22 protein-coding genes, 1 pseudogene and 2 riboswitches are annotated in these 25,325 nt (G+C 39.0%); of the genes and pseudogenes, 13 read left to right on the top strand and 10 right to left on the bottom strand.

What is annotated here, in order from left to right; translation table 11 throughout:
• The first annotated feature begins 4 nt into the window (after nt 1-4).
• The 5 genes from DES36_RS06700 (at nt 5) to adhE (ending at nt 8,125) form a co-directional block, all read left to right on the top strand.
• The gene (locus DES36_RS06700) at nt 5-1,567 is read left to right on the top strand and encodes a radical SAM/SPASM domain-containing protein (protein WP_113920458.1); all 1,563 of its coding nucleotides are present in this window, start codon (nt 5-7) and stop codon (nt 1,565-1,567) included.
• A gap of 431 nt (nt 1,568-1,998) precedes the next feature.
• Nucleotides 1,999-3,042: a PocR ligand-binding domain-containing protein gene (locus tag DES36_RS06695; RefSeq protein WP_113920457.1), complete on the top strand. Its 1,044-nt coding sequence runs from the start codon at nt 1,999-2,001 to the stop codon at nt 3,040-3,042.
• A 408-nt stretch (nt 3,043-3,450) separates the two neighbouring features.
• Nucleotides 3,451-4,113 carry an SGNH/GDSL hydrolase family protein gene (locus DES36_RS06690; RefSeq protein ID WP_113920456.1) on the top strand — a complete coding sequence of 221 codons (663 nt, stop codon included), beginning with the start codon at nt 3,451-3,453 and terminating at the stop codon, nt 4,111-4,113.
• Between the two features lie 109 nt (nt 4,114-4,222).
• Complete coding sequence (locus DES36_RS06685) at nt 4,223-4,867, top strand: FMN-dependent NADH-azoreductase (protein WP_113920455.1); 645 nt, start codon at nt 4,223-4,225, stop codon at nt 4,865-4,867.
• 627 nt (nt 4,868-5,494) lie between these two features.
• Nucleotides 5,495-8,125 (top strand): bifunctional acetaldehyde-CoA/alcohol dehydrogenase, encoded by a 2,631-nt coding sequence (gene adhE / locus DES36_RS06680; protein ID WP_113920454.1) that lies wholly within the window; start codon nt 5,495-5,497, stop codon nt 8,123-8,125.
• A gap of 245 nt (nt 8,126-8,370) precedes the next feature.
• On the opposite strand, the gene DES36_RS15295 is transcribed toward adhE, so the two are convergent.
• The gene (locus tag DES36_RS15295) at nt 8,371-8,493 is read right to left on the bottom strand and encodes a hypothetical protein (RefSeq protein ID WP_278278696.1); all 123 of its coding nucleotides are present in this window, start codon (nt 8,491-8,493) and stop codon (nt 8,371-8,373) included.
• A 139-nt stretch (nt 8,494-8,632) separates the two neighbouring features.
• A riboswitch (cyclic di-GMP riboswitch) is annotated at nt 8,633-8,715 on the bottom strand.
• Between the two features lie 140 nt (nt 8,716-8,855).
• Nucleotides 8,856-8,953: riboswitch (TPP riboswitch) on the top strand.
• Between the two features lie 186 nt (nt 8,954-9,139).
• Here DES36_RS15295 and thiC point away from each other — a divergent pair.
• From thiC to thiD, 5 genes are all read left to right on the top strand, one after another.
• The gene (gene thiC / locus DES36_RS06675) at nt 9,140-10,441 is read left to right on the top strand and encodes a phosphomethylpyrimidine synthase ThiC (RefSeq protein ID WP_113920453.1); all 1,302 of its coding nucleotides are present in this window, start codon (nt 9,140-9,142) and stop codon (nt 10,439-10,441) included.
• Nucleotides 10,441-10,971, top strand: a complete 531-nt coding sequence (thiW, locus tag DES36_RS06670) for an energy coupling factor transporter S component ThiW (RefSeq protein ID WP_113920452.1) — start codon at nt 10,441-10,443, stop codon at nt 10,969-10,971. Before thiC ends, thiW begins: the two co-directional genes overlap by 1 nt.
• A complete protein-coding gene (thiM, locus tag DES36_RS06665; RefSeq protein WP_113920451.1) occupies nt 10,964-11,785 on the top strand; it encodes a hydroxyethylthiazole kinase in 822 nt (273 codons plus the stop codon). Before thiW ends, thiM begins: the two co-directional genes overlap by 8 nt.
• A gap of 68 nt (nt 11,786-11,853) precedes the next feature.
• Nucleotides 11,854-12,483, top strand: coding sequence for a thiamine phosphate synthase (thiE, locus tag DES36_RS06660; protein WP_341457127.1), 630 nt, complete (start codon nt 11,854-11,856; stop codon nt 12,481-12,483).
• Nucleotides 12,484-12,589: 106 nt separating this feature from the next.
• Nucleotides 12,590-13,369 (top strand): bifunctional hydroxymethylpyrimidine kinase/phosphomethylpyrimidine kinase, encoded by a 780-nt coding sequence (thiD, locus tag DES36_RS06655; RefSeq protein WP_113920450.1) that lies wholly within the window; start codon nt 12,590-12,592, stop codon nt 13,367-13,369.
• Between the two features lie 130 nt (nt 13,370-13,499).
• Here the strand turns inward: thiD and DES36_RS06650 are convergent, their stop codons facing one another.
• Genes DES36_RS06650 through DES36_RS06640 form a run of 3 tightly spaced genes read right to left on the bottom strand, consistent with a single transcriptional unit; the run spans nt 13,500 to nt 15,375 of the window.
• A complete protein-coding gene (locus tag DES36_RS06650) occupies nt 13,500-14,153 on the bottom strand; it encodes an ABC-2 transporter permease (RefSeq protein WP_113920449.1) in 654 nt (217 codons plus the stop codon).
• Nucleotides 14,150-15,001 (bottom strand): ATP-binding cassette domain-containing protein, encoded by an 852-nt coding sequence (locus DES36_RS06645; protein ID WP_113920448.1) that lies wholly within the window; start codon nt 14,999-15,001, stop codon nt 14,150-14,152. Before DES36_RS06645 ends, DES36_RS06650 begins: the two co-directional genes overlap by 4 nt.
• A gap of 2 nt (nt 15,002-15,003) precedes the next feature.
• A complete protein-coding gene (locus tag DES36_RS06640) occupies nt 15,004-15,375 on the bottom strand; it encodes a GntR family transcriptional regulator (protein WP_113920447.1) in 372 nt (123 codons plus the stop codon).
• A gap of 195 nt (nt 15,376-15,570) precedes the next feature.
• Here DES36_RS06640 and DES36_RS06635 point away from each other — a divergent pair, with 195 nt between their 5' ends.
• The 3 genes and pseudogenes from DES36_RS06635 to DES36_RS06625 form a co-directional block, all read left to right on the top strand.
• Nucleotides 15,571-16,413: a nitroreductase family protein gene (locus tag DES36_RS06635; RefSeq protein ID WP_113920446.1), complete on the top strand. Its 843-nt coding sequence runs from the start codon at nt 15,571-15,573 to the stop codon at nt 16,411-16,413.
• A 161-nt stretch (nt 16,414-16,574) separates the two neighbouring features.
• Nucleotides 16,575-16,712 carry a hypothetical protein gene (locus DES36_RS15440; RefSeq protein WP_423230750.1) on the top strand — a complete coding sequence of 46 codons (138 nt, stop codon included), beginning with the start codon at nt 16,575-16,577 and terminating at the stop codon, nt 16,710-16,712.
• A gap of 65 nt (nt 16,713-16,777) precedes the next feature.
• Nucleotides 16,778-17,779: pseudogene (locus DES36_RS06625) on the top strand (type I restriction endonuclease); the annotation flags it as partial.
• A 160-nt stretch (nt 17,780-17,939) separates the two neighbouring features.
• On the opposite strand, the gene DES36_RS06620 reads toward DES36_RS06625, so the two are convergent.
• The 6 genes from DES36_RS06620 to DES36_RS06595 are packed head-to-tail and all read right to left on the bottom strand — an operon-like array spanning nt 17,940 to nt 25,265.
• Complete coding sequence (locus DES36_RS06620; protein ID WP_113920445.1) at nt 17,940-18,302, bottom strand: zinc-ribbon domain-containing protein; 363 nt, start codon at nt 18,300-18,302, stop codon at nt 17,940-17,942.
• Nucleotides 18,303-18,321: 19 nt separating this feature from the next.
• On the bottom strand, nt 18,322-19,647 hold the full coding sequence (locus DES36_RS06615; protein WP_113920444.1) for a zinc ribbon domain-containing protein: 1,326 nt from the start codon (nt 19,645-19,647) through the stop codon (nt 18,322-18,324).
• Between the two features lie 17 nt (nt 19,648-19,664).
• Nucleotides 19,665-21,935, bottom strand: a complete 2,271-nt coding sequence (locus DES36_RS06610; protein ID WP_242981720.1) for a zinc ribbon domain-containing protein — start codon at nt 21,933-21,935, stop codon at nt 19,665-19,667.
• A gap of 12 nt (nt 21,936-21,947) precedes the next feature.
• The gene (locus DES36_RS06605; protein ID WP_113920443.1) at nt 21,948-22,622 is read right to left on the bottom strand and encodes a hypothetical protein; all 675 of its coding nucleotides are present in this window, start codon (nt 22,620-22,622) and stop codon (nt 21,948-21,950) included.
• 50 nt (nt 22,623-22,672) lie between these two features.
• Nucleotides 22,673-24,736 (bottom strand): hypothetical protein, encoded by a 2,064-nt coding sequence (locus DES36_RS06600; protein WP_113920442.1) that lies wholly within the window; start codon nt 24,734-24,736, stop codon nt 22,673-22,675.
• Nucleotides 24,737-24,752: 16 nt separating this feature from the next.
• Complete coding sequence (locus DES36_RS06595) at nt 24,753-25,265, bottom strand: hypothetical protein (RefSeq protein WP_113920441.1); 513 nt, start codon at nt 25,263-25,265, stop codon at nt 24,753-24,755.
• Nucleotides 25,266-25,325 lie beyond the last annotated feature (60 nt).

Here is a 25,325-nt window from a genome sequence, read left to right as displayed (position 1 = left end):
TAAAATGAACTATCCTTGGCAGAATGAAGAAAAATTTAGTAAAATGGACTTGCCTCTATTCACAATAAAATTCAACGTTAAGAACATGGAAGAGTATGAATCTCAAAACTATCCTGAAAAGCCTGGGTTTAACGGTTCATGGCGGAACTGGACAGGTATTAAGATTGATTATATTGTAGATGAAGAGATTATCATTGAAGGGTCTAGGGGTAAAACAACTTGGTATATACCTGCTAAGACAGAAGAGGCAGCAAAGTCTCTTAAGATAAAAAAGGGACAGGCTTTAAAAATTATTAAGTATATTGTTAAGGATAATTTAAGCGATGAATATACAAGATTAAAAGAAGAATATAGAATACAATACATACTTTCAAAAGAAGGATTAGCTCCTAAAATTTATGATTTAGTGCTTATAAGAAATACAGCTATGAATAAGGTAAAATGGTTTGACGAAGTTCACTATCATCCTGAAAATTCTATTTACTTTGCTTTAGTAATAGAGCATCTTGAGGGAGAGCCACTACCAGAAGGTAAAATTGATATAGAGGATGATTATAAATTTTATGGACCATTGATAACTCAGATAAAAGAGAAATGCGAAGAGCTAGGCATTATGAGCTATGATTTAGGAATAGGTAATGTATTATATAGCAAGACAATGCCTAAAGTAATTGATTTTCATAAATGGCGTTTGAAAAAGACATATTTTGAAGAAATCCCAAAAGCACCTAAGTATCTTCAAATTGAACTTAATAATATATGTAATGCAAACTGTCAAATGTGTGTTATTCCAGATATGAATAGAAAAAGAGGGTATATGACAAATGAACTATACGATGATATACTCAAACAGGCGAATGAGTTAGAGATTAAATATATTAGTCCTTTTTTACACGGAGAACCTTTTATCAGGAAGGACTTTATAGAAAAAGTGAATCGCATTAATAAATTAGCTCCCAAAGCTAAAATTCATATCTTTACGAATGCTTCCTTATTAAAAAAAAATCAAGTTGATGCACTTAAAGAAGTAACAAATTTAGATTTATTAAGTTTTAGTTTTCCTGGTGGTACAAAGGAAAGCTATGAAAAGATTACTGGATTAAACTTTTACAAAACGATAGAAAACATAAAATATGCTATTGCACAATTAGATATACCCATGAAGATTACAATGCCTTTAGTTAAAGATAATATACAAACAAGTGAAGAATTTTATAGCCTATGGAACAATATCACGAAGGGACGAAATAAGGATGTGGATATTCATACATATGATACTTACAATTACTTAGGTGATTTTAAAGAATCTTTAGCTCCAAATACGGATACAATATGTGATCGCATATTAAGATCAATGACCATTTTATGGGATGGTAAAGTAGGTTTATGCTGTATGGATGCAGAGGGAGATTATTTATTAGGAGATGCTAAAACGCGGACACTGTATGATATATGGAATGGATATGCTGCTGTTAACTATAGGAAAAATCATATAAAGGGTAGAAAACATTGCGAACCCTGCAATAGATGCAATCAAAGATTAGAGCCAGAGTGTTTTGGAGGATGAGACTGTTAATATTTAAATCTCGTCCTTTTTGATTGAAAATAGTTATTATGTAATACATCCTTGGGTAGATCAGTTAATGACAATACGGCTTCTAGCTCATTTACAAATAATTTCATCCTATTTGAGATTAGCCTTCTAAATAGTCAAACAATAAATACAATTAAAAACAATTTTAAAATGGCGAATGTAAATGAAGGGCCTTTGCACAACTAAAGCTTTCTCTTGAATCTTAGCAATGCTCGTTGCAACGATAATGTATAAACCGCCTCTTTTTTCATAGACACCATAATACAGGCTTTATGTACAAACATAAGCTGAGAAGTTGAATATACGACTTAACTATAAATATATTTGCATAACACTTAAATATATTTGTACAATGACGATATTATTAATGAAATACATTATTTGTAATGAGGAGGATTCTGAAAATGATTAGACAATTAGGAAATGGCGAATTAGATGAACAAGCACTAGAAATTGAGGACGTTCTTGATATTGAATTATTGCAAAAATTTCAAGATAATTTTGCAATAGGAATGAACATTGCCAGCGTGACAGTAAATAAAGAGGGGAATCCGGTAACGAAGCCAAGTTCTTACACGAGTTTTTGTATAGACTTTACTCAATCTACTAAAGTTGGAACCGATAGATGTGCATTATCACACAAAAAAGGTGGCGAAGAAGCTGCCAGGACTGGTAAACCCTATATTTATAGTTGCCATGCTGGATTAATTGATTTTGCAGCACCTGTTCTTGTAAATGGACATTTGATTGGAACGATTTTAGGTGGACAAGTTTTAACCACTGCTCCTGAGGAATCAAAATATAGAAATATAGCTGTTGAAATAGGAGTAGATGCGGATCAATATGCAAATGCTGTGAAAAATGTATATATGATGAATGAAAAAAATGTAGCCGCAGCTGCTGAAGTATTATACATCGTGGCAAATGCACTTTCAAAAATAGGATATGAACAATTAAAATTAAGAAATATGTCTCAAACTCTTTTAGATAAGTTCAATCAAATATCAGCAACTATGGAAGAACTTAGTGCCTCATCAATAAATGTAACAGCAAATCAACATACACTAAATGATGAGATTAATAATGTGAAGACTGTTTCTGTTGAGATTTATACGATACTAGATTTAATAAAAAACATTGCAGATCAAACAAAAATGTTAGGACTTAACGCTGCCATAGAAGCAGCTAGGGCAGGAGACGCAGGTAGAGGTTTTGGTGTAGTAGCTACTGAGATTAGAAATCTATCCGAAAACTCAAGGAAAACAGCTGATAAAATAATGGAACTTACAAAAAATATCCAAAATTCCACAGATAAAACCATTGAAACATCTAATTCTACCCTGGATACTACGCAACAGCAATCTGCAGCAATACAAGAAGTTACTGCAAATTTGACAGAAGTTACTTATTTAGCCACTCATTTAAATAATATGACAAATGAAGATTAAAGTACTTATTATAGTTTTCAGCTGATATCAGTATAACGAAAAGAAAGCATTACTTAGCAAAAGGGTGATATAGGGACAGTAATTTTCTCGTCCGGATTTTAGGAGAGAAGGTTAACTGTCCCTAAATACAATACCTACTTTTTAGTTTTTGTATTATATTATTCACCGCTTGCCTATTTCTTCATATTTGATTTTTATCGAAAATAGAGTGATCTTAAACGGATTTTCAAAAGTGCTCTTTGTTTATTATTTAATATCATGCTTGCTTGCATTTTTTCACAAAGTGTAATAATGTGCAAGTAGGGACATATTGTAAGAATTTTCTGCTTAGATAAATGCTCTCATCATCATGGAAAAATAGTGGGAGAAAGGTCCCTAACGAATCTATGAAATAGAGAGGAAATTAAAATGAGCAATAAAATTAAAAAGCGAATACTATGTTACGGTGACTCTAATACTTTTGGGTTTGTTCCCCTTACTGGAAGAAGGTATACTAAGAAAGAACGCTGGACAGGCGTATTACAGCAATTATTAGGATCTGATTATAAAATTATTGAAGAAGGATTATGTGGCAGAACTACGGTTTTCGATGATCCCTTTGATAGTAATCGAAACGGAAGAAAAATGATTATTCCGTGTATTGAAACTCATCAACCATTAGATTTAATTATCATTATGCTTGGAAGTAATGATCTTAAAAAAGAGTTTAATGCAGAGCCTTCTGATATAGCAAGAGGGGTAAGGGAGTTAGCTAAAATGGCCATTGAATGGCTAAGAGAAAATAGCAATGCGAATGCATGCACAAAAATATTGCTTGTTTCACCAATACATATAGGAAAAGCAATAGAAACATCCCTATTTGGCGAAGAGTTTGAATATGTAGAATCCTACGAGAAATGTTTGCAATTGGCATCACAATTTCAAATGATTGCAGAAGAACTAGGTGTAGAATTTATGGATGCTGCATTAGCAGCCAAACCATCGGAAGAAGATGGACTACATCTGACAAAAGAAGAGCATAGAAACTTAGCGGATGCCTTTGCAAAGAGAGTTAAGGAAATAGTAGAATAAAATTTTCATCATTATAATCTGTTGTAGCCATTAATGGAAAAAAGAATAGAGTATATTAAAAAGATACATAATACTTTTAGTATTCAAATAACATACTGAGGTGATATGTATGAAAAAATTACTTTATATTATTGCAAACTCGAAGGCTGAAGAGCAGTCTTCAAGTAGGACAGTTAGTAGAGCATTAGTAAATACAATCTTAGAGAAAGTTCCAAATGTGGAATTGGAGGAACTAAATCTGTACGAAGAACACATTCCTCAATTAAAAGGTTGCTATTTTCAAAGTAGAAGTACCATTGTTAGTTCAGAGGCAAGAAATAAGCTTACTGCAGAGGAACAAAAGGAGGTTGCCAAAGTAGAACATCTTTGTGATCAATTTAAGGCAGCTGATATTTATGTTCTAGCAGCTCCAATGTGGAGCCTATCATTTCCAGCTCCAGTAAAGGAATATCTAGATTGTATTATACAGTCTGGAAAAACAATTACCTTTGAAGGAAACAAACCACATGGTCTTATGGATGATAAGAAAAGAGTATTTATTTATGTTCAATCTTCTGGTGGCAATATTCCATGGATTCTAAAATCAGCTCTTTCTAAAGGTCTAAACTATGTTGAAGATATTATGAAATTTATTGGTATCAGTACTTTTGATGAATTATTGGTAGATGGCACAGGAACAACAGAAGAAGAACGCCAAAACGCAATAAAAACGGCTACAGACAAAATACCACATCTCGTTGAAAAACTGCTGTAGATTATTAGCCCTATTACAATTATTTGTATTTTAGAACAATTAGATGAAATAGTCCATAGCATGCCTTTTACTGGCAAATATTTTCCGCATTTTAAACCGACGAATCAATTTTCGTTGGTTCTTTGACTTCTTATCTAAGTATTTATAAATTTATTAGATTTTTCTAAAACCTTTCTAAAACTTCTCGAAAATAGCCAGATAGTTTATCAAATAACAAATTAATGAAATATATTTTCCGAGGAATAAAAGTTGCCAAGCCTTTAGATACCTTGCTTGTACGAATATTTATCTCAAAATTGTCTATTTATAGATTGTTAATCAGTTGAATAAAAACTGTTTTCTCTAAACTTGTCCAAAACGAAGGATAAAACCTTATATCCCTTGAATTACAAAGGATAAATATGCATTTAATATCAATTTATATATTGGTTCGTTTTTTGAAATTTATAATAAAGATTGTTATTTTCTTTTCAGTTGACTTTATAAAAACGTTAATATATACTAGTTTTGAGGTCAACAACTGATATTTAGCGCTAAAATATCGATAATAGTTTTTAGATAGTTTTAGGTAATGGTTTTAAATGAATACCAAATGTATTTATTATAATACTTTAAGGGGGCATATTAATGTCAGAGAAAAAAATTAAAGAAGAAAAAGTAGTAGTAAACAACGGCTTGGTAAACAGCGTAGAGACATTAAAAGCAAAAATTGCAGAAGTAAAAGAAGCTCAAAGAATATTTTCAACTTATACTCAAGAGCAAGTTGATGCAATATTCTTAGCAACAGCTACAGCAGCTACCCAACAAAGAATTCCTTTAGCAAAAATGGCAGTAGAAGACACTGGCATGGGTGTAGTCGAAGACAAAGTAATCAAAAATCATTTTGCTTCAGAATACATATACAATGCATATAAGAACACTCAAACAGTTGGCGTTATTGATGAAGATAAAGCATTTGGTTTCAAAAAGATTATTGAGCCAATTGGTGTTTTAGCAGCTGTTATACCTACAACCAATCCGACATCAACAGCTATTTTTAAATGCCTTTTAGCTTTAAAAACTAGAAATGGTATCATCTTCTCTCCACATCCAGGTGCTAAAAGATGTACTATTGCAGCGGTAAAAGTTTGTCTAGATGCAGCTGTTGCAGCTGGTGCTCCAAAAGGAATTTTAGCATGGATCGATGAACCATCTATTGATTTATCAATAGAAGTTATGAAAGACGCAGATATGGTACTTGCAACAGGTGGTCCTGGAATGGTTAAATCAGCTTATTCATCTGGAAAACCAGCTGTAGGTGTAGGTAATGGTAATACTCCTGCGTTAATCGATGACAGTGCAGATGTCCTTATGGCTGTTAGCTCAATCATCGCTTCTAAAACATTTGATAATGGTACAATTTGTGCTTCTGAACAATCTTCAGTTATTCTAAGTAGCGTTTATGATAAAGCTATTAAAGAGTTCGCTTACAGAGGCTGCTACATAATGAATAATGATGAAAAAGAAAAGGTAAGAAAAGTTATCTTAAACGCTAATGGCGGTATCAATGCAAAAATCGTTGGTAGAAGCCCTTATCAAATAGCACAATTAGCTGGATTTGAGTGTCCAAAAGAAGCAAAGATTCTTATTGGAGAAGTAACGGAAGTAGATGTTACACTTGAGCCATTTGCACATGAAAAACTTTCTCCTATACTTGCTATATACAAAGCGAACAACTTCGATCAAGCTTTAGATATAGTAGATAGACTTGTAACTGACGGTGGAATAGGACACACTTCTGTAATTTACGCTGATCCTGTAAAAGCTACTGATAAAATAAAGAAATTTGAAGAAAGAATTAAAACATGCCGTATTTTAATTAATACTCCTTCTTCTCATGGCGGTATTGGTGACCTTTATAACTTTAGACTTCTTCCATCATTAACACTAGGCTGCGGAACTTGGGCAGGTAACTCCGTATCTGAAAACGTTGGAATAAAAGATTTAATAAATGTTAAAACCGTCGCTGAGAGGAGAGAAAATATGCTTTGGTTAAGAACTCCTGAAAAGGTTTACTTCAAGAAAGGTTCTACACCTGTAGCCCTTGCTGAATTAAAAGATGTATACAGCTCTAAAAAGGTATTTATTGTAACAGATACATTCTTATATAAGAGTGGCGCCACTAAAGCAGTTACAGATCAATTAGATGACTATGGCATTACTCATACTACATTCTACGATGTAGCTCCAGATCCAACTTTAGCGACTGCAAACAAAGGTGTTGCAGCTATGAGAGCTTTTGAACCAGATTGTATTATTGCAATCGGTGGAGGTTCTGCTATGGATGCTGCTAAGATTATGTGGATTATGTACGAACATCCAGAAGCTGAATTTACTGATTTAGCAATGAGATTTATGGATATTAGAAAGAGAGTATACACATTCCCTAAGATGGGCGAAAAAGCTATCCTGATTTGTATCGCAACAACATCAGGTACTGGTTCTGAAGTAACTCCATTTGCTATTATTACTGATGAACAAACACAAATTAAATACTCACTAGCTGATTATAATATATTACCAACAATCGCAATAAGTGATGCTGACAATATGATGAACCAACCAAAAGGCTTAACAGCAGCTTCTGGTATTGACGTATTAACTCATGCAATAGAAGCTTATGTTTCAACATTTGCTACTGACTACACAAATGGATTTGCTTTAACAGCAGCAAAACTAGTTTTTGAATATTTACCAAGAGCATACAAATATGGCGCAGAAGATGTAGAAGCTCGTGAAAAAATGTCTAATGCATCTACTCTTGCAGCTCTTGCCTTCTCTAATGCATTCCTAGGTATTAACCACTCTTTAGCACATAAACTAGGAGCAAACTTCCATGTACCACATGGTATTGCAAATGCATTATTGATGACAAATGTTATGAAATACAATGCTACAGAAGCTCCAAAAATGGCTACTTTCTCTCAATACAAGTATCCTCAAGCATTAAAACGCTATGCTGAAGTTGCTGCATATGTAGGAATATCAGGCAAGACCGATCAAGAAAAATTTGATGGTTTAGTAGCAAAAATAGAAGAATTAAAAGCAACTATCAATATTCCTAAGTCTATTAAAGAATTCGGAGTAGACGAAAAAGAATTCATGGCTAAAGTTGATGCAATGGCTGAACAAGCATTTGATGATCAATGTACAGGTGCAAACCCAAGATACCCACTCATCAGCGAACTTAAAGAATTATATATTCAATCATTTAAATAAAACATATCTAAAAGACGCTAGGTTAAATACCTAGCGTCTTTTAAGCGTATGAGGGTAAAAAAATATGAAAAAAGAAAAATAGTAAGTATATTTAGACCGTAGAAGATGGTGGGCACTGTGAAATATGGATAGACTATAATACGCAATATGGTGATAAAGTAGATAGCTTTCTGACAGGTATCATTACTTTTTAGAAGAATCGGGATTATATTTTAATATGATCCCGATTTTTGTTAGAATTACTTTTACTCTTCGTTTTGGAATAACTCATCAATCTCAAATAATGTACCTTCTGGAAATAAAGTACCTTTAGTAATCAAATTAAAAATTGTTTTAAGTAGTATTACAAATTCCCATTTTCTTTCCATTATACATTTCTCCTTTAGTAATAGTTTTTCTTTAGGAGTATAGTTGATGGTATTTTTTAATATAATTTATTTTGCTATCGCAAAAATAAAAAATACCCCCAACAAAATTAGGGGTATGATTACATTTCAATACTCCTCTTTTGGTAACCGGCTGCCATTCACACAAGTGAAAGGCCCTTGGCTTTGCGTCCCCATCTTTCGAAGGGTTTGCCATTAACGTTGAAAAGTTATTTATTTAATATAGATTATCACAAATATTGAATAAATTCAACAATTTTCTATTTATAGAATTGATAGTATAATGTAGAAAAGACAAAAATTACGTTGGGGTTGACAATTTTATCTAGAAGAGTTATTATAAGGTATATTTGCAGGGGGACTTAATGTTGAGAAGGCTTTTAGCCTGACCCTTTGAACCTGTCGGTTAATACCGTCGTAGGGAAGCAATATACATTGATATGTGTTGTTTGTGTACATATTTGGTGCTTGCCCTCTGGGAAGCACCTTTTTTCGTGTAACAAGGTCGCGACGAAGTGACTGTCGAGGTTGCAGAGCGAGTAAAAACGTCAATTGTCATACACAACAAAATCGATGTTTTCTTATGAGGTATCCTAACTGCATTTAAATAAAGTTAAGGAGAATCAAGATGTCTTACAAAACTCAAATGGAAGCAGCTAAAAAAGGTATTATTACAGAAGAAATGAAGGTAGTCGCAAAAAAAGAACAATTCTCAGAGGAGAAGCTTAGAGACTTAGTGGCATATGGTAGGATAGCAATACCAGCGAACTCAAATCACAAATCTTTAAGCCCAGAAGGAATTGGAGAAGGACTAAGAACTAAAATTAATGTAAATTTAGGGGTATCTGGAGATTGTATTGATCACACACAAGAGATGCAAAAGGTAAAAATGGCCATAGATTTAGGTGCAGAAGCGATTATGGATTTAAGTAATTACGGCAAAACCAATACTTTTCGACAACAACTCATCTCTTATTCCAAGGCGATGATTGGTACTGTACCTATGTATGACGCCATAGGCTATCTTGAAAAAGATCTCGCAAAAATATCTGCTACAGATTTTCTAAAGGTCATTGAAGCTCATGCAAAGCAGGGTGTAGATTTTATGACAATACATGCAGGTATCAATAAAAAGGCAGTTGAAAGTTTTAAGCGCACAAACAGATTGACCAATATCGTCTCTCGTGGTGGTTCTTTGATTTTTGCTTGGATGGAAATGACAGGTAATGAAAATCCTTTTTACGAATATTACGATGACATTTTAGTGATCCTTAGACAGTACGATGTAACCATTAGTTTAGGAGATGCATTAAGACCAGGAAGCATTAACGATAGTACAGATGCTGGACAAATTAGTGAATTAATCGAACTAGGAAGCTTAACAAAGCGAGCTTGGGAGAGAGATGTTCAAGTTATGGTAGAAGGACCAGGTCATATGGCAATGAATGAAATTGCAGCAAATATGGCTCTTCAAAAAAGGCTTTGTTATGGGGCGCCATTTTATGTTTTAGGACCAATCGTTACAGATATAGCACCTGGATATGATCATATTACATCAGCTATTGGTAGTGCAATTGCGGCATCTCATGGAGCGGATTTCTTGTGTTATGTAACACCTGCAGAGCATTTGCGCTTACCAGATTTAGGAGATGTGAAAGAAGGAATTATTGCATCAAAAATTGCTGCTCATGCAGCTGATATTGCAAAGGGAATACCAAATGCACGTGAGTGGGATAATAAAATGAGCGATGCAAGGCGACGAATTGATTGGGAAGAGATGTTTTCCCTTGCTATAGATGGTAAAAAGGCAAGAGAGTATTTCGAAAGCACGCCTCCTTCTGACGATGAAAGTTGTTCTATGTGCGGAAAAATGTGCGCTATGAGAACAACGAATAAGGTTTTAAAAGGTGAAAAGGTTGAGTTTTTATAATGAAAAATAATGAAATAAAAAAATTGTCTATTGCTGGAATTTTATGTACCATTGCCATTGTTGGTAGCTTATTCTCTTTTCCCGTATTTGGAAGTAAATGTGCTCCTATTCAGCATATGGTAAATATTATCTGTGCTGTAATATTAGGACCTTGGTATGGTGTAGGCGTAGCTTTTGTAGCAAGTTTCCTTCGGAATCTTCTTGGACTCGGTAGCCTTATGGCTTTTCCAGGAAGTATGTTTGGCGCTTTGCTGTGCGGAATTGTATACTACAAAACAAAAAACATATCCTTAACTTTGATTGCTGAAGCCTTTGGTACGTCTATACTTGGAGGATTGAGTGCTTACCCTGTTGCCATACTTTTAATGGGTAAAAGTGCTGGAGATATTGCTTTTTATGCTTATATTGTACCGTTTCTGATCTCAACAGTAGGTGGTGCCTTTTTTTCTGCAATTCTCTTAAGTTCTTTAAAGAAAACAGGACTACACAAGACAATGACTCAAGAGGAGGGGGGGATTCATAATGCTTAGAGAAATTCTTGAAAATGTAAAAAGAACTTCTCCTTTGGTTCACAATATTACAAACTATGTAACGGTTAATGATTGTGCAAATATCCTTATTGCTTGTGGTGGTTCGCCTATCATGGCAGATGATATTGATGAGGTAGAGGATATTACAAGGATTTGCGGTGGATTAAATATTAATATCGGAACACTAAACCAGCGGACCATTCCTGCTATGCTTGCAGCAGGAAAGAGGGCAAACCAGCTTAGTCATCCTATTGTATTAGATCCAGTAGGTGCTGGGGCATCAGCCCTTCGAACAAAAACAGCTATGGAACTTATAGAACACATTGAGTTTACTGTCATTCGTGGTAATGCTTCAGAAATTAAAACTTTAGCTTTAGGCCAAGGCACTACTAGAGGGGTGGATGCTGACTTATCCGACAGCATAACGAAAGACAGCCTAGAGCAAGCCATATCCTTTGCAAAAGACTTTTCAAGGAAAACCGGCTCAATCATAGCTATTACTGGCGCCATTGATCTAGTGGCTTACAATGAAAAAGCATACTGCATCTATAATGGTCATCCTATGATGAGGAGTATTACAGGAACAGGTTGTCAGCTTTCTGCTCTAATTGCAGCCTTTATAACAGCAAACCCAGATAAGCTTCTTGAAGCAACAGTAGCTGCTATTTGTGCTATGGGATTCTGCGGAGAAAAAGCTTATAAACGATTAAAAGGTGAAGACGGAAATGCAAGTTATCGCAATTACATCATTGATGCTATTTACAATCTTGATGGTGATGAACTAGAGCGGGGTGCTAGATATGAAATGTATTAAAAAATGAATGTAAATAATATTCTTCACATTGGAATAAGGTGGCGATAAATATAAAATATATTAAAGATATGATGTTACTTTATGCTGTAACTGACCGTGCATGGGTAGGTAAGCAAACATTAATGGAACAAGTAGAAGATGCCATTAAGGGTGGCATAACTTGTGTTCAATTGCGGGAAAAAGAACTAGACCAAGAAGCATTTCTTGCGGAGGCAATGGAGATGAAGGCTTTATGCTCTCGCTACGGTGTTCCTCTCATTATCAATGACAATGTAGAAATTGCTATAAAATGTAATGCAGATGGCATACATGTAGGACAAAAAGATATGGAAACGGGAAGTGTTCGTTCTTTAGTTGGAGACAACATGATCATTGGCGTTTCAGTACAGACCGTAGAACAGGCACTTGCTGCCGAAAAAGCAGGAGCAGATTATCTGGGTGTTGGCGCAGTATTTTCTACAAAAACAAAACTCGATGCCAATACAATATCCCATGAGACCTTAAAAGAAATCTGTAAGGCAGTATCTATTCCTATTGTTGCCATTGGAGGCATTAGTAAATCGAATATTTTGGAGCTGTCAGGTACAGGTGTAGATGGAGCAGCCCTTGTTTCCGCAATTTTTGGGGTAATAGATATCGAGTTAGAGTGCAAATCTCTCAGATTGCTCTCACAAAAAATGGTGAAGTCTGAACAATAGAGAGTACCATTTAGCCTATATAAAATAGAGGATAAAAACCAGGAGGCGTTCTGGCAGTGTCTGATTTTGATATAGTAGATCTAAGATAATTGGAGGAGATATTCATATGAAAACAGCATTGACCATCGCTGGAAGCGATTCAAGTGGGGGAGCTGGTATTCAAGCAGATATTAAGACAATGATCACAAATGGAGTTTATGCTATGAGTGCAATTACAGCTCTTACTGCGCAAAATACAGTAGGTGTTCAAGGTGTTTTGGAAGTAACGCCAGACTTTCTTGCTATGCAGATTGACAGTGTGTTTAATGATATTCGCCCGGATGCAGTAAAGATTGGTATGGTGTCTTCTACAGAACTCATTTCCACTATTGCAGACAAACTGATTCATTACAAGGCAGAAAATATCGTTGTTGATCCTGTAATGGTAGCAACCAGCGGTTCTAAGCTTATTACTGATGATGCAATAAGTGCACTAAAAGAAAAATTGTTGCCCCTTGCCACTGTTGTAACGCCAAATATTCCAGAGGCTGAGGTGCTTTCATCTATGAAGATAGAAAGTGCTGCTGATATGATAAAAGCAGCAGAAATGATCAGCAAAGCTTACAATTGTGCAGTTCTTTGCAAGGGCGGGCACAATATGAATGATGCCAATGATTTATTGTACAGTAGTGGAGAATATCGTTGGTTCTATGGAAAACGAATTGGTAATTCAAATACTCACGGTACAGGTTGTACCCTTTCTAGCGCAATCGCTTCTAATCTTGCCAAGGGAGAAGACTTGTCTATATCTGTAGAAAAAGCAAAGAATTATATTTCTGCTGCTTTATCGGATATGCTCGATTTAGGTGCGGGAAGTGGTCCATTAAACCATGCTTTTGATTTATGATACCTACAACAAGGCTCTTCGATATCAATAAATTCAAAAGCAATAAAAGAGGAAAGGCAAAAAATCTGCCTTTCCTCTTAATAACAAATCAAAGTGGGTGTTACAATATTTTTATAAAGAGGTCATTTCATTAAAAATCTTTCTTCTCCATAATTGCAGAACTTATCATATAAGAAATCATCAAGCCTACAACTGCAACTAGAATTAGAGCTGCGTTAATGAGACCTATATGAACAGCAGATAGCGCATTTTCTATTGCATCAATATCTACACCCATATTTTCTGCTAGTTTAATTAACAAATGAACGACTAAAAATACAGCGCCAACTGTTCCTAACATAACAATTCTACTTTTTTCCCCACCAAACTTTAGTTGAAATGGGATTGTAATGGATAGTAATATCATAAAAATTGGTATGTAAATAACGGCCATTAGAAAGAATTCTGTATATGCAAGATCTTGAGTCCTAATAATATGAGATCCTAGAGATATTACAACTCCTACAATCCATGCAACTGCGCCTAACAAGAGTCCAAAGAGGAACTTTTCTTTTACATAGGATTTTCTATCAACAGGTAAAGTCATTAAAAACGGATAACAATTATCGTATTCATCATAGCTCATAGTACTCAGTACAAAAATGGAGCAAGCAAAAGTTAAGTACCCTATTATAAAATAATCATCAGAACCATAATTTATAAATATAGCAATAAAAATTAAGAAAATAAAAAATTTCTTTTGTTGAAGCATTAGCCTTATATCCTTAGTTAGCATTCCTCTCATATTTTAACACCTCTACTTATCATTGTAATAAGATTGTCGATATTTCCCTTTTCAATTATAATATCTGGATAGTTTTCTAAATAAAACTGTTTTTGGTTTGTTAAGCAACTGTATCCATAGGTTTCTTTTTTATACTTTACGATGTATTGTTTATCTAGTTGCTCAAACTGATTTTGATCTAATTTCAATAATGCATAGTCACTCAGTAGGATATCTGTTTCTTCGTGCAAAATAATCTTTCCATCATGTATCATGTAAATATCATCGCACAAGCTTTCTAAATCAGATGAAATATGGGAACTAATAAGAATAGAACGACTATCATCTTCCGCCATATAATTTCGTAATAGATCAAGTAATTCGTCACGAGCCATTACATCAAGGCCTACTGTAGGCTCATCTAAAATCAATAAACTTGCATTATGACTCATTGCCACTATTATCTTTAACTTTGCTTTCATTCCTGTGGAAAATTCCTTGATTTTCTTATTTTGTGGTAAACCGAATTGACCACATTGAGCAAGGAACTTCTCATTATCATATTCATCGTACATATTTTTTAATATATACGTAATATCTTGTATCGTAAGATATGTGTTAAAGCCAGAGTCCGATAGGGCAACACCAAGTTTTTGTTTATCTTTATTTGTAATCTGTTTAAGGTCTTTGCCTAAAATTTCTATACTACCACCATCGATATGTATTAAACCCAGTGCGGCTTTAAAAGTTGTGCTTTTTCCAGAACCATTTTTTCCAATCAATCCTGTAATAGATCCTGGTAAAACGTTTAGAGAGCAATTTAAAGAAAATCCATCATAATTTTTAATTAAATTGTTGACTATTAGCATCTTTATTCCTCCATAATAAGTTCAAATAAATTGCGAATTTCTTCATCCCTTAAACCACATCTTCTTCCTTTGAAAATTGCCTGTTCTAAATTCCATTCGAGCTCTTTTCGATGTTCTTCTTTGAGTAATTCTTTATTCGTCTCTGCTACAAATGTACCCTTGCCGTGAACAGTTGTTGTAAAACCCTCTTGTTCAAGATGGTCATATGCCTTCTTGACTGTAAGAGCACTTATTTTTAATTCCTTTGCCAATCCTCGAACCGAAGGTAAAACATCCCCTTCAAGTAAATCTTCATTAATAATTGCTGTTTTAATCTGATCCATTATCTGTTCGTAGATGGGTATCATGGATGAATTGTTTATTATAATATGCATATTTTTGTATCCTCCATTCACAAACAGTATATAACAGTATATAACTGTTGTCAATAAATAAAGTTTTAAGTTCTATAAACGTAGGAAAGAAGAACCCAGTATCATGTTGATTATTTGAAAGAATAGCTAGATAATCTAGATTAGAGTATAATATATGGTATCTCTAGTTTAAATAGATATAGAGGAGTGATTGTGATGGATATAGATTTTTCAATAGAAGAGGTAGTAAAAAAAAGATACAGTGTGAGGAATTATAAAGATGTAAAGATTGAAAGCGAAAAGATAAATGAAATAAAGGTCTTCATAGATTCTCTAGACAATCCCTTTGGAAAAGAAGTCGATTTTCACCTTTTTCATATGGAGGATTCTAATGAAAAAAAGAAACTTGGTACCTACGGTGTAATAAAAGGAGCAAAAAATTATATTGGTACAACCATAAAACTAGAACCAATGACATTAGAAGCCCTTGGTTATGAGTTTGAGGCTGTGGTTCTTTATTTGGCACATCTAGGTCTCGGAACTTGCTGGCTTGGGGGCACTTTTGATCGAAAAGGATTTGCACATGCAATGAATATTAAAGAAGGAGAGCTTTTGCCCATTATAAGCCCTTATGGATATGCAGCAGAGAAAAAGCATATCAAGGAACTTGCTATGCGAAAAATGATAAAGGCTGATTATAGGAAGAATTGGAATGAGTTATTTTTTATGAAGGATTTTAATACACCTTTGTCAATAGAAGATGCAGGGGATTTTGCATTTCCGCTAGAGATGGTACGACTTGCACCGTCGGCATCAAATAAGCAACCATGGAGAGTAGTAGTAGAGAATAATGTACTACATTTCTATGAACAAAAAGAACCAGGTTACAGCGATGTTTTTCCATATGATATTCAAAGAGTAGATTTAGGAATTGCTGCAGCCCACTTTGATTTTTCGGTTAAACAAAAGGGCATCAAAGGACAATTTAAAATAGAATCTCCCTCTGAGATAACGCTACCTAAGAATATAGAGTATGCATTTTCTTGGATTAAAGATTAATAGAAATGGTAATATTCCGATATGGTATGGTAATTTTCTTACTCCAATGAATTGGTTGTCGATTAAGAAACGATATAAGATGTAATTTTAAGGGTTCCTGATAAAAATCAGGAACCTATTTATGCTAAAATGAAGATAAATCCATTAAGAGACCGTTTCAAGTGGGATTGCAGGGTTCTCGAGTTTTAAAATATACCCTAAAACAAGTGAAAGAACTTGAATTACCAGATTTGCCAGCAATAGAAAAGCAGGAGCTTATCGGCGAACTTTATTTCAATCAATTACGTCTAGAAGCCTAAAGAAATAGGGTGGCAAATTCACAAACAATCATTGTACTAGAAAAGCTTAGGGAGGCAAGTAATAAATGAACGAGATTCAATTTGAAACAGAATTAATTCAATACCTTACGAGCGGAACAATTACAAAACCAGAGCATCTAGGGGGAATCAACAACTTTGTTGCAGAATCAAATATTGATTATATTGTAAAAACCAAACTGTGGAAATATGAACCACATATTAAAACTACAGAACAACTCTGGGATAACTTTAAGGGGATTTTAGAACAGCACAATCAAAACACCCTTGACCATCCTCTAAGTACTGTCGAATTTAATCAAGTTAAAAAAATCATCTCTGACATTCAGACACCTTACGAAGGGGGGCAGTTCTTGTACGGCCTAAACGGTGTGTCGCAAATCGAGATTGATTTAGATGATGGACGTCATGTATTCCTTACCATTTTTGATCAAAAACAAATAGGGGCTGGAGATACAGTTTATCAAGTGGTCAATCAAATTAAACGACCAGCAGTGATTACAGGGAAACAAACTCGATATTTTGATACCACTCTATTAATTAACGGTCTACCAATCATTCAGATTGAGGAAAAACGTGACACTCGTGATGTCAATGAAGCACTCAATCAAATGCATCAGTATGCTGATGAAAATCAGTATCGTGGCATTTTCTCGACTTTACAAGTTTTGGTAGCAATCACACCAAACAACGTGAAGTATATGGCAAATACTACGGCAGATAAATTTAATAAGGATTTTGCTTTTAATTGGCAACGCAAGAGTGATAATGCTATCGTGCGCAACTGGAAGGAATTTGCCGACTCCATGCTTTCCATTCCGATGGCGCATCAAATGGCAACCAACTACATGATTTTAGACGGAACAAAGAATAAACAAATGTTGAAAGTTATGCGCCCCTATCAAGTGTATGCGACACAAAACGTTATCGAGCGCTTGAAGCACGCTGATTTTGAACTCGGTATGAATAAAATTGGTTATATTTGGCATACAACTGGGGAACGTGTCATAATAGTGATGGGTGCAGTTTGTGTTGTTAAATCAAGGGTTTCAGGAACTTTAAACAAATATATTTCGTGCATTGCTTAGAGAAGTTAGTATTTCTATTTAATTGGAGAAAGAAAATTAACACTTGATATTTATGCTAGGTTTGTTTTTCACCTAACATAAATATCAAGTAGTACTGATCTATAGTGGTTCTTCCGTGTTTCTAATTAAGTTTTTTGCCACAGGTTCCACAAAAGCTAGCACCCAGAATAACCCTACTTCCACATTTAGAGCAAAATTTTATTTGTGAAGTAGTCTGAAGCGTGGTGGGTAAATTCTCATCTGTACTGGAGACTGTCAGAAACAGCCAGTCAATATCCTCTCCATCTTCACATAGGCCTATGGATCCGGCGGGCGATACTACATAAAAGTTGTCCTCGTCGATGGGATCTTCGCTATCACTTGTCTCCGCAAGCACCAGCAAGTCTTTTACGTCGTATCTATCATTGGAAGTGGCAAAACGGAAGCTTTCGCATCGTGTTGCGGCACATTTCGCCGCCTCCAGTAATGTATTGAATTGTTTCATTGGAAATCTACCTCCTTATTTATTTAAACAGCAGATTATTACACCTTTCGCAGCGATCATTCTGTATTGGATTCATCATAGAACACACGTTGCAGTAGATGATGCGATCTTTTGATTTGTCGTATTTTTCATACGTACCGAACTTCGGATGAAAACGCACCTTGTCGCCTACACCCAGATAGTCGTACATATGCCTGTTACTGTCTTTTTCTACGATGATTTTCTTCTTTCCCCCATCGGTGTTGATGATAGTGTTATATTCTGTATAGGTTCTCCAGTTATCGTCCTCGCCGCCCCTATGCTCGCTTTTCTCCTTGCTGTACTTATTGACGACTACGCCATCCCACATGGGCTGCTTGGTTTTTCGCAAGGCCAGCAGATTAACGACCAGCATGATAAGGGCAATGCCAACACCGATGACAAGAGATTCACCAAAGGGGAAATCGTCCATCAGCAGACCAGCGACGGGAAAACCGATGAGTGGCACGAAAACCAATATCCACATACAGCCAATAGAGAATTTCTTGTTTTTCTGTGCGGTGGCTAGTATCTCCGGTGAATTACACCTGTCGGAAAAGCCGACCAGCCCCGTGTCATCCTGTGGGGGAGCGGAAGATGACGCTTGACTTACCTCCATCGGCTCCGGCGTTCTTAAATTTACTGCCTTGCCGCAACTGATACAAAATTCAGCGTCCTCCGGTAGAGTTGCGCCACAGGTAGTGCAGATGTTAGGGGTACTGGCCTGTATTTTTACTCCGCAGCCTGAACAGAAAACCACTCCCTTCGGCAGCTTATTTCCGCAGTTATAACAAAACATATTTGTATCACTCCTTGCTTCGATTATTTGAGGTGCGGCAGGTTTTCTCACCGTTGTTTTCTTCTTTTTCCCGCCTCTAGCTGTGCGAATTACAAGTAGCAGCAAAAGCAGATAACCGATGGGTGCGAGGATATGGTAAATGATCGCAACTTCGCCCATCTCGCTAAATTCGGACAGCATGGCAGGCTTGTTGACATATGGGAAAAGGCCAAGATAGCGGATGCGCTCCGAGTGCGTTTCACCCTCGGTAAGGTTTGGCCATGCCTCGTCGCTTTGGTACATCACATGACCCCGATATTCCTTGCCATTTGCCAGAAACCAATAGCCTTTGGAAATGGTGCGGGAGCGGTTTTGCGTCGCATCAGTATCGTCAAGACGCGACTGATAGCTGTCCACCGTGCCCATAACGCTGTCGCCACATATTGCAAGCGTCAGCGTAGAGAGGCTCAAATACATAGCAAACACCAGCACGGCGCAAATTAATATAAGTATCGGCAATGGTATTTTATTTTTATTTTTCTTTGTCATGATGATACTCCCTCCAATTATTTGATCCGCTCATAACGGCTACCGCTGCCACTTGCGATATAGCCACCCCCATTTTCTTCATAGCCATGGAAAATCACTTCTGGCATCCAAACGCGACCATCTGTTCCATTTTTATCGCTTGCTGCAAATGTGATTGAGCTTGTTTCTTTGTCAAAAACATAGGTCGTTTGGGTGGTGATACTTTCATCGTCAATTGTTGTTGTATAGCTACATTTTGTATCATCGATTATTTCAAGTCGCATTACCGTATTATGAACTGGATTACGCCAGTTACCTTCGAACCATTTTGCATCGATACCCGTTTTACCCAGTGGGATCACCGTGACCTTTTCCGTAACCTTAAAGGTTTGTGTCAGTAGCGGCTCGTCCTCAAACTCGTCATCGCCCTTGTTCCATAAACGAAGCTGAGTGGGGATGCCCGCCTGCATATACCCCAAGATGGTGGCGTCGAGTGAAGCCCGTCCGTACTTGTCCAGTCCCACTGTCCAAGCCCCGCCCACAGGTGCATTTGGACGGGAGATTACCACGGTGCAGCCAGCATATTGGCTCTTTTCGCCGTCGGGAATTTCCTCTGCGACCTCAAATACCAGTGGTGCGTTGAGTGCCTGCCGTAGCTCCGTGGCGTTTTTGCCGTAAGCCTTTAGAGAGTCATAGCGTATCCGCTTCACAACCTCGCCTAAGACGGGTTGAAGTCTTTCGCCCAAACGAGCCATATACTGCTCGATGCAATACTCCTTGGCGGCATCGGTGACCTGCAAGGCGTCCGTGGTGTAGGTATGCAGACCCGCTAGGTTGGCTGCCACCTGCTGCTCCTCCCATGTGTCATGGAAATAACGGGAGCTGTAGTTTTCCATGATGCCTCTCAAAGCGGCGTTGAACTTTTCTGGGTTGTCACCACGGTTTTTGTACAGTCCCATAATGCGGGCGTACCATTCGGCCTCCGTCCACGGGTGTACCTCCTCGTTGTAGGCAATAACCGCTTTGAAAATAGCGTCCTTATAGGTTTGGTTGGCTGCCACCATGAACTTGTTCAGGGAGTAGTCAAGGGCGATGACCCCCAGCATGGAGAGCTGTACCATGCCGGTGGTGATTTTTTTATAGTCAAGTAATGCCACGCCAACATTGTAGGACAGCTTGTAAGCCTCCGCTGCCACCGTTTCGGCAGATTCTTTGCCCTTATATGCGTCTATCATGGTGTCTCCCAGCGATAAAGCAGAAACTCCAAGGAGCATATAGCCGGTTTTTTCCAAGACGCTTGCCGCTTGCTTATAGCCGCCGCCCTGCGCTGCTAGCTCACTCACGTCGGCTAGCCAGTCCACAAGCTCATGTACAGCCTCCGCTTCGGTGTCACCGAGATTTTGTTGGTATTGCATGGGTAAAAACTGTTTGTAAAACGTTTGCAGCAAACTGTCGCTCACTTCGCCGGGCTGCCCAGTCTGTTCATACTCTCGCAGTATCGCTATCGCGGTTTCATCGTCCAGACGTTTGCTGCTGAATTTGGACAGCAGAGCGTAGGGCGAACCTGCGTCCCGCAGGGTGACAGTGCAGTACTGCGAAAGATGGTCGGTGGTGATGTTAACGGTGTTGTCGGTGGTGTTTACGGTGTAGTCCACAAGCTCCCATTCGCTGGTTTCCCTGTTGTAATACTCCGCCAGCACGGAACCTTCCTCATCGGTGGAATCGGTTTTGCTTTCGTCATAGGGTAGCGTGATCGTCAAAAGACCATCGAACTCGGTGCGTTCACCGGCTGAAATGTCATAGGCCGTGCGTGTGCCGCCCTCTATGCTGTCGCTGTCGGCGGACAGCTCCTTTACCGACACCTTTTCTCCGTCCATTGCGTTATATGGGCCGAAGTCCACCGTCACACCGCCGTCGGTCGAAACTGTGGTCTGCCCTTCCTGCAAGGTAAAGCTGTCGCTTTTCTGTACGGAAGGGCGCTTGACTCCGCCGCCGACCATAAACCCCGGCCAGCCGTAGAGGGCCACCGCCACGATCTGTATGATAAGTAGCACGGAAAGCACGATGCACAGCGTATTGCGCCCGCTGTTTCTTTTCGGTGCTGCGGCACTTTTTCTTTTTGGTATCTTAAGGGGTGGAGTATATTCTTTAGGCTGTACCTCGCTTTTAATCTGCGTATGTGCCACAGGTTTCGGCTGTTCTGCGGGAACAGGACTCACGGACCCATCAAGAACCGGCGCGCCGCATTTGGCGCAGAAGCGAGCGCTGGTATGAAGCTCTTTGCCACAATTAGTACAAAAATTTTCCATAATTACACCTCCTTATGGCCTTACCAGCGCCACCAGCGCCGGTGTCCCGTCGGGCGTATCCATTGTGCCGACGGCGTATTGCTTTCCATTAAGCTCGTAGAACTGCGTCAGGTGTATGGTTCCCGCACCAGACGCCCACAGGCTGCCGTTTTCCCACTTGCCGAGAAATACACCGTCCTCCATATCCGTTTCATCGAAGCTATCTCCCTCGTTTGCCCAAAAAATCTGATACCAGTCGAGAGTGAGGCTCAGGCTCTCCGCCGCACCTGCAAGGGCGACATTGAGAAACTCCATAGCACCTGCGTCGTATTCGTTATTGGGGTCATAAATAATCAGTGCTTTCCAGCTTCCAGTTAGTTGGCCTATATTGTCAATGATATTCGCATCGGACGGAACTCCATCATAAGTCACATCCTCTGTGTACCAGAGAAAGTCCTGTAAATCGGGACGTTCTTCTGTGGACAAGTTCGTGCCTGTTACCGCCGGCCTGAGGATACCTTCACTTTCTATGGTCCCAGGCGGGGTTTGTTCCTCCGGCGACGGTATGATGGGCACTGTTTGCTCAGCCCCCGGCACAGGAGATTCCTTTACTGCTGCTGACTGCAAATTGGGTGGTATAGTGAGAATACCTATCACAAGCATCAGCAGATTGGATGCAATAAGCACGGAAATCAAACCTTTCTTCAATTTTATCAGCCCTCCTTGATTCGCTTTACCCTGGACAGGGCAAGTCTTGTCTAATCAATTTTGGTACCCTCGCCGTAGACTGTTGAAGTTCTCCCTTCTTTAATATCTTCCACAGTATTGTCGCTTGAAAAACGAACCGTGCCTTCCTCGGAAATGAATCTAACTTGAGTAGAAAAAGACAAAGCCTCACCTGGCGCTTCACAAATCGCCGTAGCGGTGGAGGGGTCATATTCATACGGGCCCGGTATAAGCAAGAAGGCGGTGCCAAAATCTTTACCTTCCGGCATAAATACCAATTGCCCCTCGTAGTACATAAAAGTAAAATTATAGGTAGTGGTCTCACCTTCAAAGATAAATGTCGCAGAATAAGTGCCCAAAAGCTCCTCCAACGGCAGCCCGCCAAGCTTCACCTCCGTCATAGGCGCGGAGAGTTTAAAGCCCAGCGTCAGCTCCGGCGTGTCGCTTTCGGGGTCGTCACCAGGTTTGAACAGTTGCAGTTCCTTGGGACAACCAGCCTGCACATAGCCTAGCAGGGTAAACTTGGTGGAAGCTCCGCCCGCACCCTTCATCGTACCGCTCCAGCTCTCTTTTACCGCATTTTCGGAAAGCGGGGCGAAGCACAGGACGTAGCCGTCATACTGCGATTTCTCGCCATTGGGAACATCCTCCACGATATTGAAGGTGATGGTTTGATTAAAGAACGCTTTAACCTCATTCAGCGCGGCCAGATACTCAGCCTCGGCCTTGCGCTGCATATACACGCTGATGGACTGCGTTACTGGGTATAGGCGTTCATAAAGATACGCCTTGTAACCAGCCACCAAGGTTTTGATCTCCGCTTCGGTGGGAGTGGGGATTGTGACGGAGCCTTTGCTGCTCTTATCTTTCATTTCTGTAACGACGATGTCCATATCCGCACTGCCCAGCGTCCAGAATATGCGGGCATAGCGGTCTATCTCCGCTTCAATGGCAGCCTTGGCATCGGCTTCGTTGGGGTTGGCTTCGGCTATATCAATCATCACCTGCCGCCAATCCTTCAGGCTGCGGGCCGTCCATTGAAAGCCCTGCTTGTCTTTACTGATGTATTCGTCGTTGAAATAGACATAGACCTCGTCTATCTTATCCATTTTCATCGCCAAGCCCTGCTCAAACAGACTGGTTATGGTGTAATCGAAAATAAACAGTCCGCTGGCGGCAAGTCCCCAGGCGGCGGATTCGGCATAGGAGAGTGCCAACATTGCCGTGTCCTTGTATAAGCCAAGGGTATCGGCGTCTGTCTTTTCCGTATTCAGCATCACCGCGCCAATCTTTACCGCCGCTGCAACTTTGCCCAGCTTATTCATCTTTTTGTAGGCTGAATCAGCCAGGGCGGTATCAAAGGTCGGGCTGCCAAGGGACGCCATGTTCAGGATCGTACCTGTGAGGTCAGTGGCAAAGCCCACATCACCGGTTGCTCCTGCTACGCTGTCCATAAATCCGTTATGAGCGGTGAGAAGGCGTGCCGCGAGGCCCGCTGCTTCCTCTCCGTCCGTGCCGCCGCCTGCCACGTATTTTCGGAGCGTTTCCATAGCTTCCTGCTGGTCAATGCTGGTAACGTCTGCATAAATGTTGGTGATTTTGGCACTGCGTTGACCCTCGTTTTTGATATGGAACACGCCGAAGGTGGAGAGATGGTCGGTGTAGATGATAAGCTCATTCGCGGCGGCATCCACCTCGAACAGCACATCCTCCCACTGGCCGGTTTCCTCGTTTTTGTACTTTGCGCCCACGCATTTCGCAGGATCCTGCCCATCTTCGCAGTATGCGGTATCATAGGGGATACGAAGGGTGATGAAGTCCGACAGCCCAGACATTTCGCCCAGCTTGAAGTCGTAGGCTTCTATTTTATACCCTTCGTCTTTGTTTTCTTCCACAGGTTGCTTGGTTACGGTAAGTTCTTCTTCACTTTCCAGCACATAGCCGCCCAGCTCTATGCTGACGCCGTTTGATAAGGTGACGCCGGTGGTCTCTGGTGAAAGCGTTGCCGCGTTGATTTTGCCGCCTCCACCGCCGCATCCGGTAAGATTCCCTAAAAGCAGAACTATCACAAGTAAAATAGATACTGTCTTTTTCATTTCGGATTCCTCCTTTTCATTTCCAATTAATAATTTCTGCTGTTACGCCGGTTTCACGAAGCAGCGTTTGTGCTGCATCCAGTATCGCCTGCTTCTCTGTCATTCCGTGCAGCAACTCTACCCGCGTGGTCTTGGACGCGTCGCCAAAGGTCAGGTACATCCGTTCTTTGTCAATTTGGGCGGTGTGTAGCCGCACGCCATGCACCCCGTCGAGACCCCACCGGTAAATTTCACTGCCGATGAGGATACCAAAGGTAGATACTACAGTTTCCCCGGTGTCTTTTTTCATTTGGGGGCCCGGCATGGAGATGAGAGCAGATGGCACCGCAAGGATTCGATTATCCCAAATGAGTGTTGCGTCATAGAGCAGACGGCTCTGCCTCACCAATAACAGGAGAGAGATAAGGCTGATAGCTCCAAAAGCGAAAACCACTTCTAACATAAATGCCTTGCCTAACCACACCGTCAAATAAATACTGGCTGCCAACGATAAAGCATATCTATTACGTCGTTTGCGGATTAATTTCATTTGCACCATACCTCCTCTAATATAGATTTTAAGGAAAAGGTCTTTAAAAAGCATCCTTCG

The sequence above is a fragment of the Alkalibaculum bacchi genome, from assembly GCF_003317055.1.
Taxonomy (GTDB): Bacteria; Bacillota; Clostridia; order Eubacteriales; family Alkalibacteraceae; genus Alkalibaculum; species Alkalibaculum bacchi.
This window is presented reverse-complemented; position numbering and strand designations above follow the sequence as displayed.

Excerpts from the sequence above, each read along its gene's own strand:
- thiC (WP_113920453.1), top strand. The coding sequence starts at position 9,140 with ATGTCTTACAAAACTCAAATGGAAGCAGCTAAAAAAGGTATTATTACA.
- DES36_RS06620 (WP_113920445.1), bottom strand. The coding sequence starts at position 18,302 with ATGAAACAATTCAATACATTACTGGAGGCGGCGAAATGTGCCGCAACA.
- DES36_RS15295 (WP_278278696.1), bottom strand. The coding sequence starts at position 8,493 with ATGGAAAGAAAATGGGAATTTGTAATACTACTTAAAACAATTTTTAAT.
- DES36_RS06645 (WP_113920448.1), bottom strand. The coding sequence starts at position 15,001 with ATGCTAATAGTCAACAATTTAATTAAAAATTATGATGGATTTTCTTTA.
- DES36_RS06695 (WP_113920457.1), top strand. The coding sequence starts at position 1,999 with ATGATTAGACAATTAGGAAATGGCGAATTAGATGAACAAGCACTAGAA.
- DES36_RS06610 (WP_242981720.1), bottom strand. The coding sequence starts at position 21,935 with ATGGAAAATTTTTGTACTAATTGTGGCAAAGAGCTTCATACCAGCGCT.
- thiM (WP_113920451.1), top strand. The coding sequence starts at position 10,964 with ATGCTTAGAGAAATTCTTGAAAATGTAAAAAGAACTTCTCCTTTGGTT.
- DES36_RS06700 (WP_113920458.1), top strand. The coding sequence starts at position 5 with ATGAACTATCCTTGGCAGAATGAAGAAAAATTTAGTAAAATGGACTTG.
- DES36_RS06600 (WP_113920442.1), bottom strand. The coding sequence starts at position 24,736 with ATGAAAAAGACAGTATCTATTTTACTTGTGATAGTTCTGCTTTTAGGG.
- DES36_RS06615 (WP_113920444.1), bottom strand. The coding sequence starts at position 19,647 with ATGACAAAGAAAAATAAAAATAAAATACCATTGCCGATACTTATATTA.
- DES36_RS06690 (WP_113920456.1), top strand. The coding sequence starts at position 3,451 with ATGAGCAATAAAATTAAAAAGCGAATACTATGTTACGGTGACTCTAAT.
- thiD (WP_113920450.1), top strand. The coding sequence starts at position 12,590 with ATGAAAACAGCATTGACCATCGCTGGAAGCGATTCAAGTGGGGGAGCT.
- DES36_RS06595 (WP_113920441.1), bottom strand. The coding sequence starts at position 25,265 with ATGAAATTAATCCGCAAACGACGTAATAGATATGCTTTATCGTTGGCA.
- DES36_RS06640 (WP_113920447.1), bottom strand. The coding sequence starts at position 15,375 with ATGCATATTATAATAAACAATTCATCCATGATACCCATCTACGAACAG.
- thiW (WP_113920452.1), top strand. The coding sequence starts at position 10,441 with ATGAAAAATAATGAAATAAAAAAATTGTCTATTGCTGGAATTTTATGT.
- DES36_RS06650 (WP_113920449.1), bottom strand. The coding sequence starts at position 14,153 with ATGAGAGGAATGCTAACTAAGGATATAAGGCTAATGCTTCAACAAAAG.
- thiE (WP_341457127.1), top strand. The coding sequence starts at position 11,854 with ATGATGTTACTTTATGCTGTAACTGACCGTGCATGGGTAGGTAAGCAA.
- DES36_RS06635 (WP_113920446.1), top strand. The coding sequence starts at position 15,571 with ATGGATATAGATTTTTCAATAGAAGAGGTAGTAAAAAAAAGATACAGT.
- DES36_RS06685 (WP_113920455.1), top strand. The coding sequence starts at position 4,223 with ATGAAAAAATTACTTTATATTATTGCAAACTCGAAGGCTGAAGAGCAG.
- adhE (WP_113920454.1), top strand. The coding sequence starts at position 5,495 with ATGTCAGAGAAAAAAATTAAAGAAGAAAAAGTAGTAGTAAACAACGGC.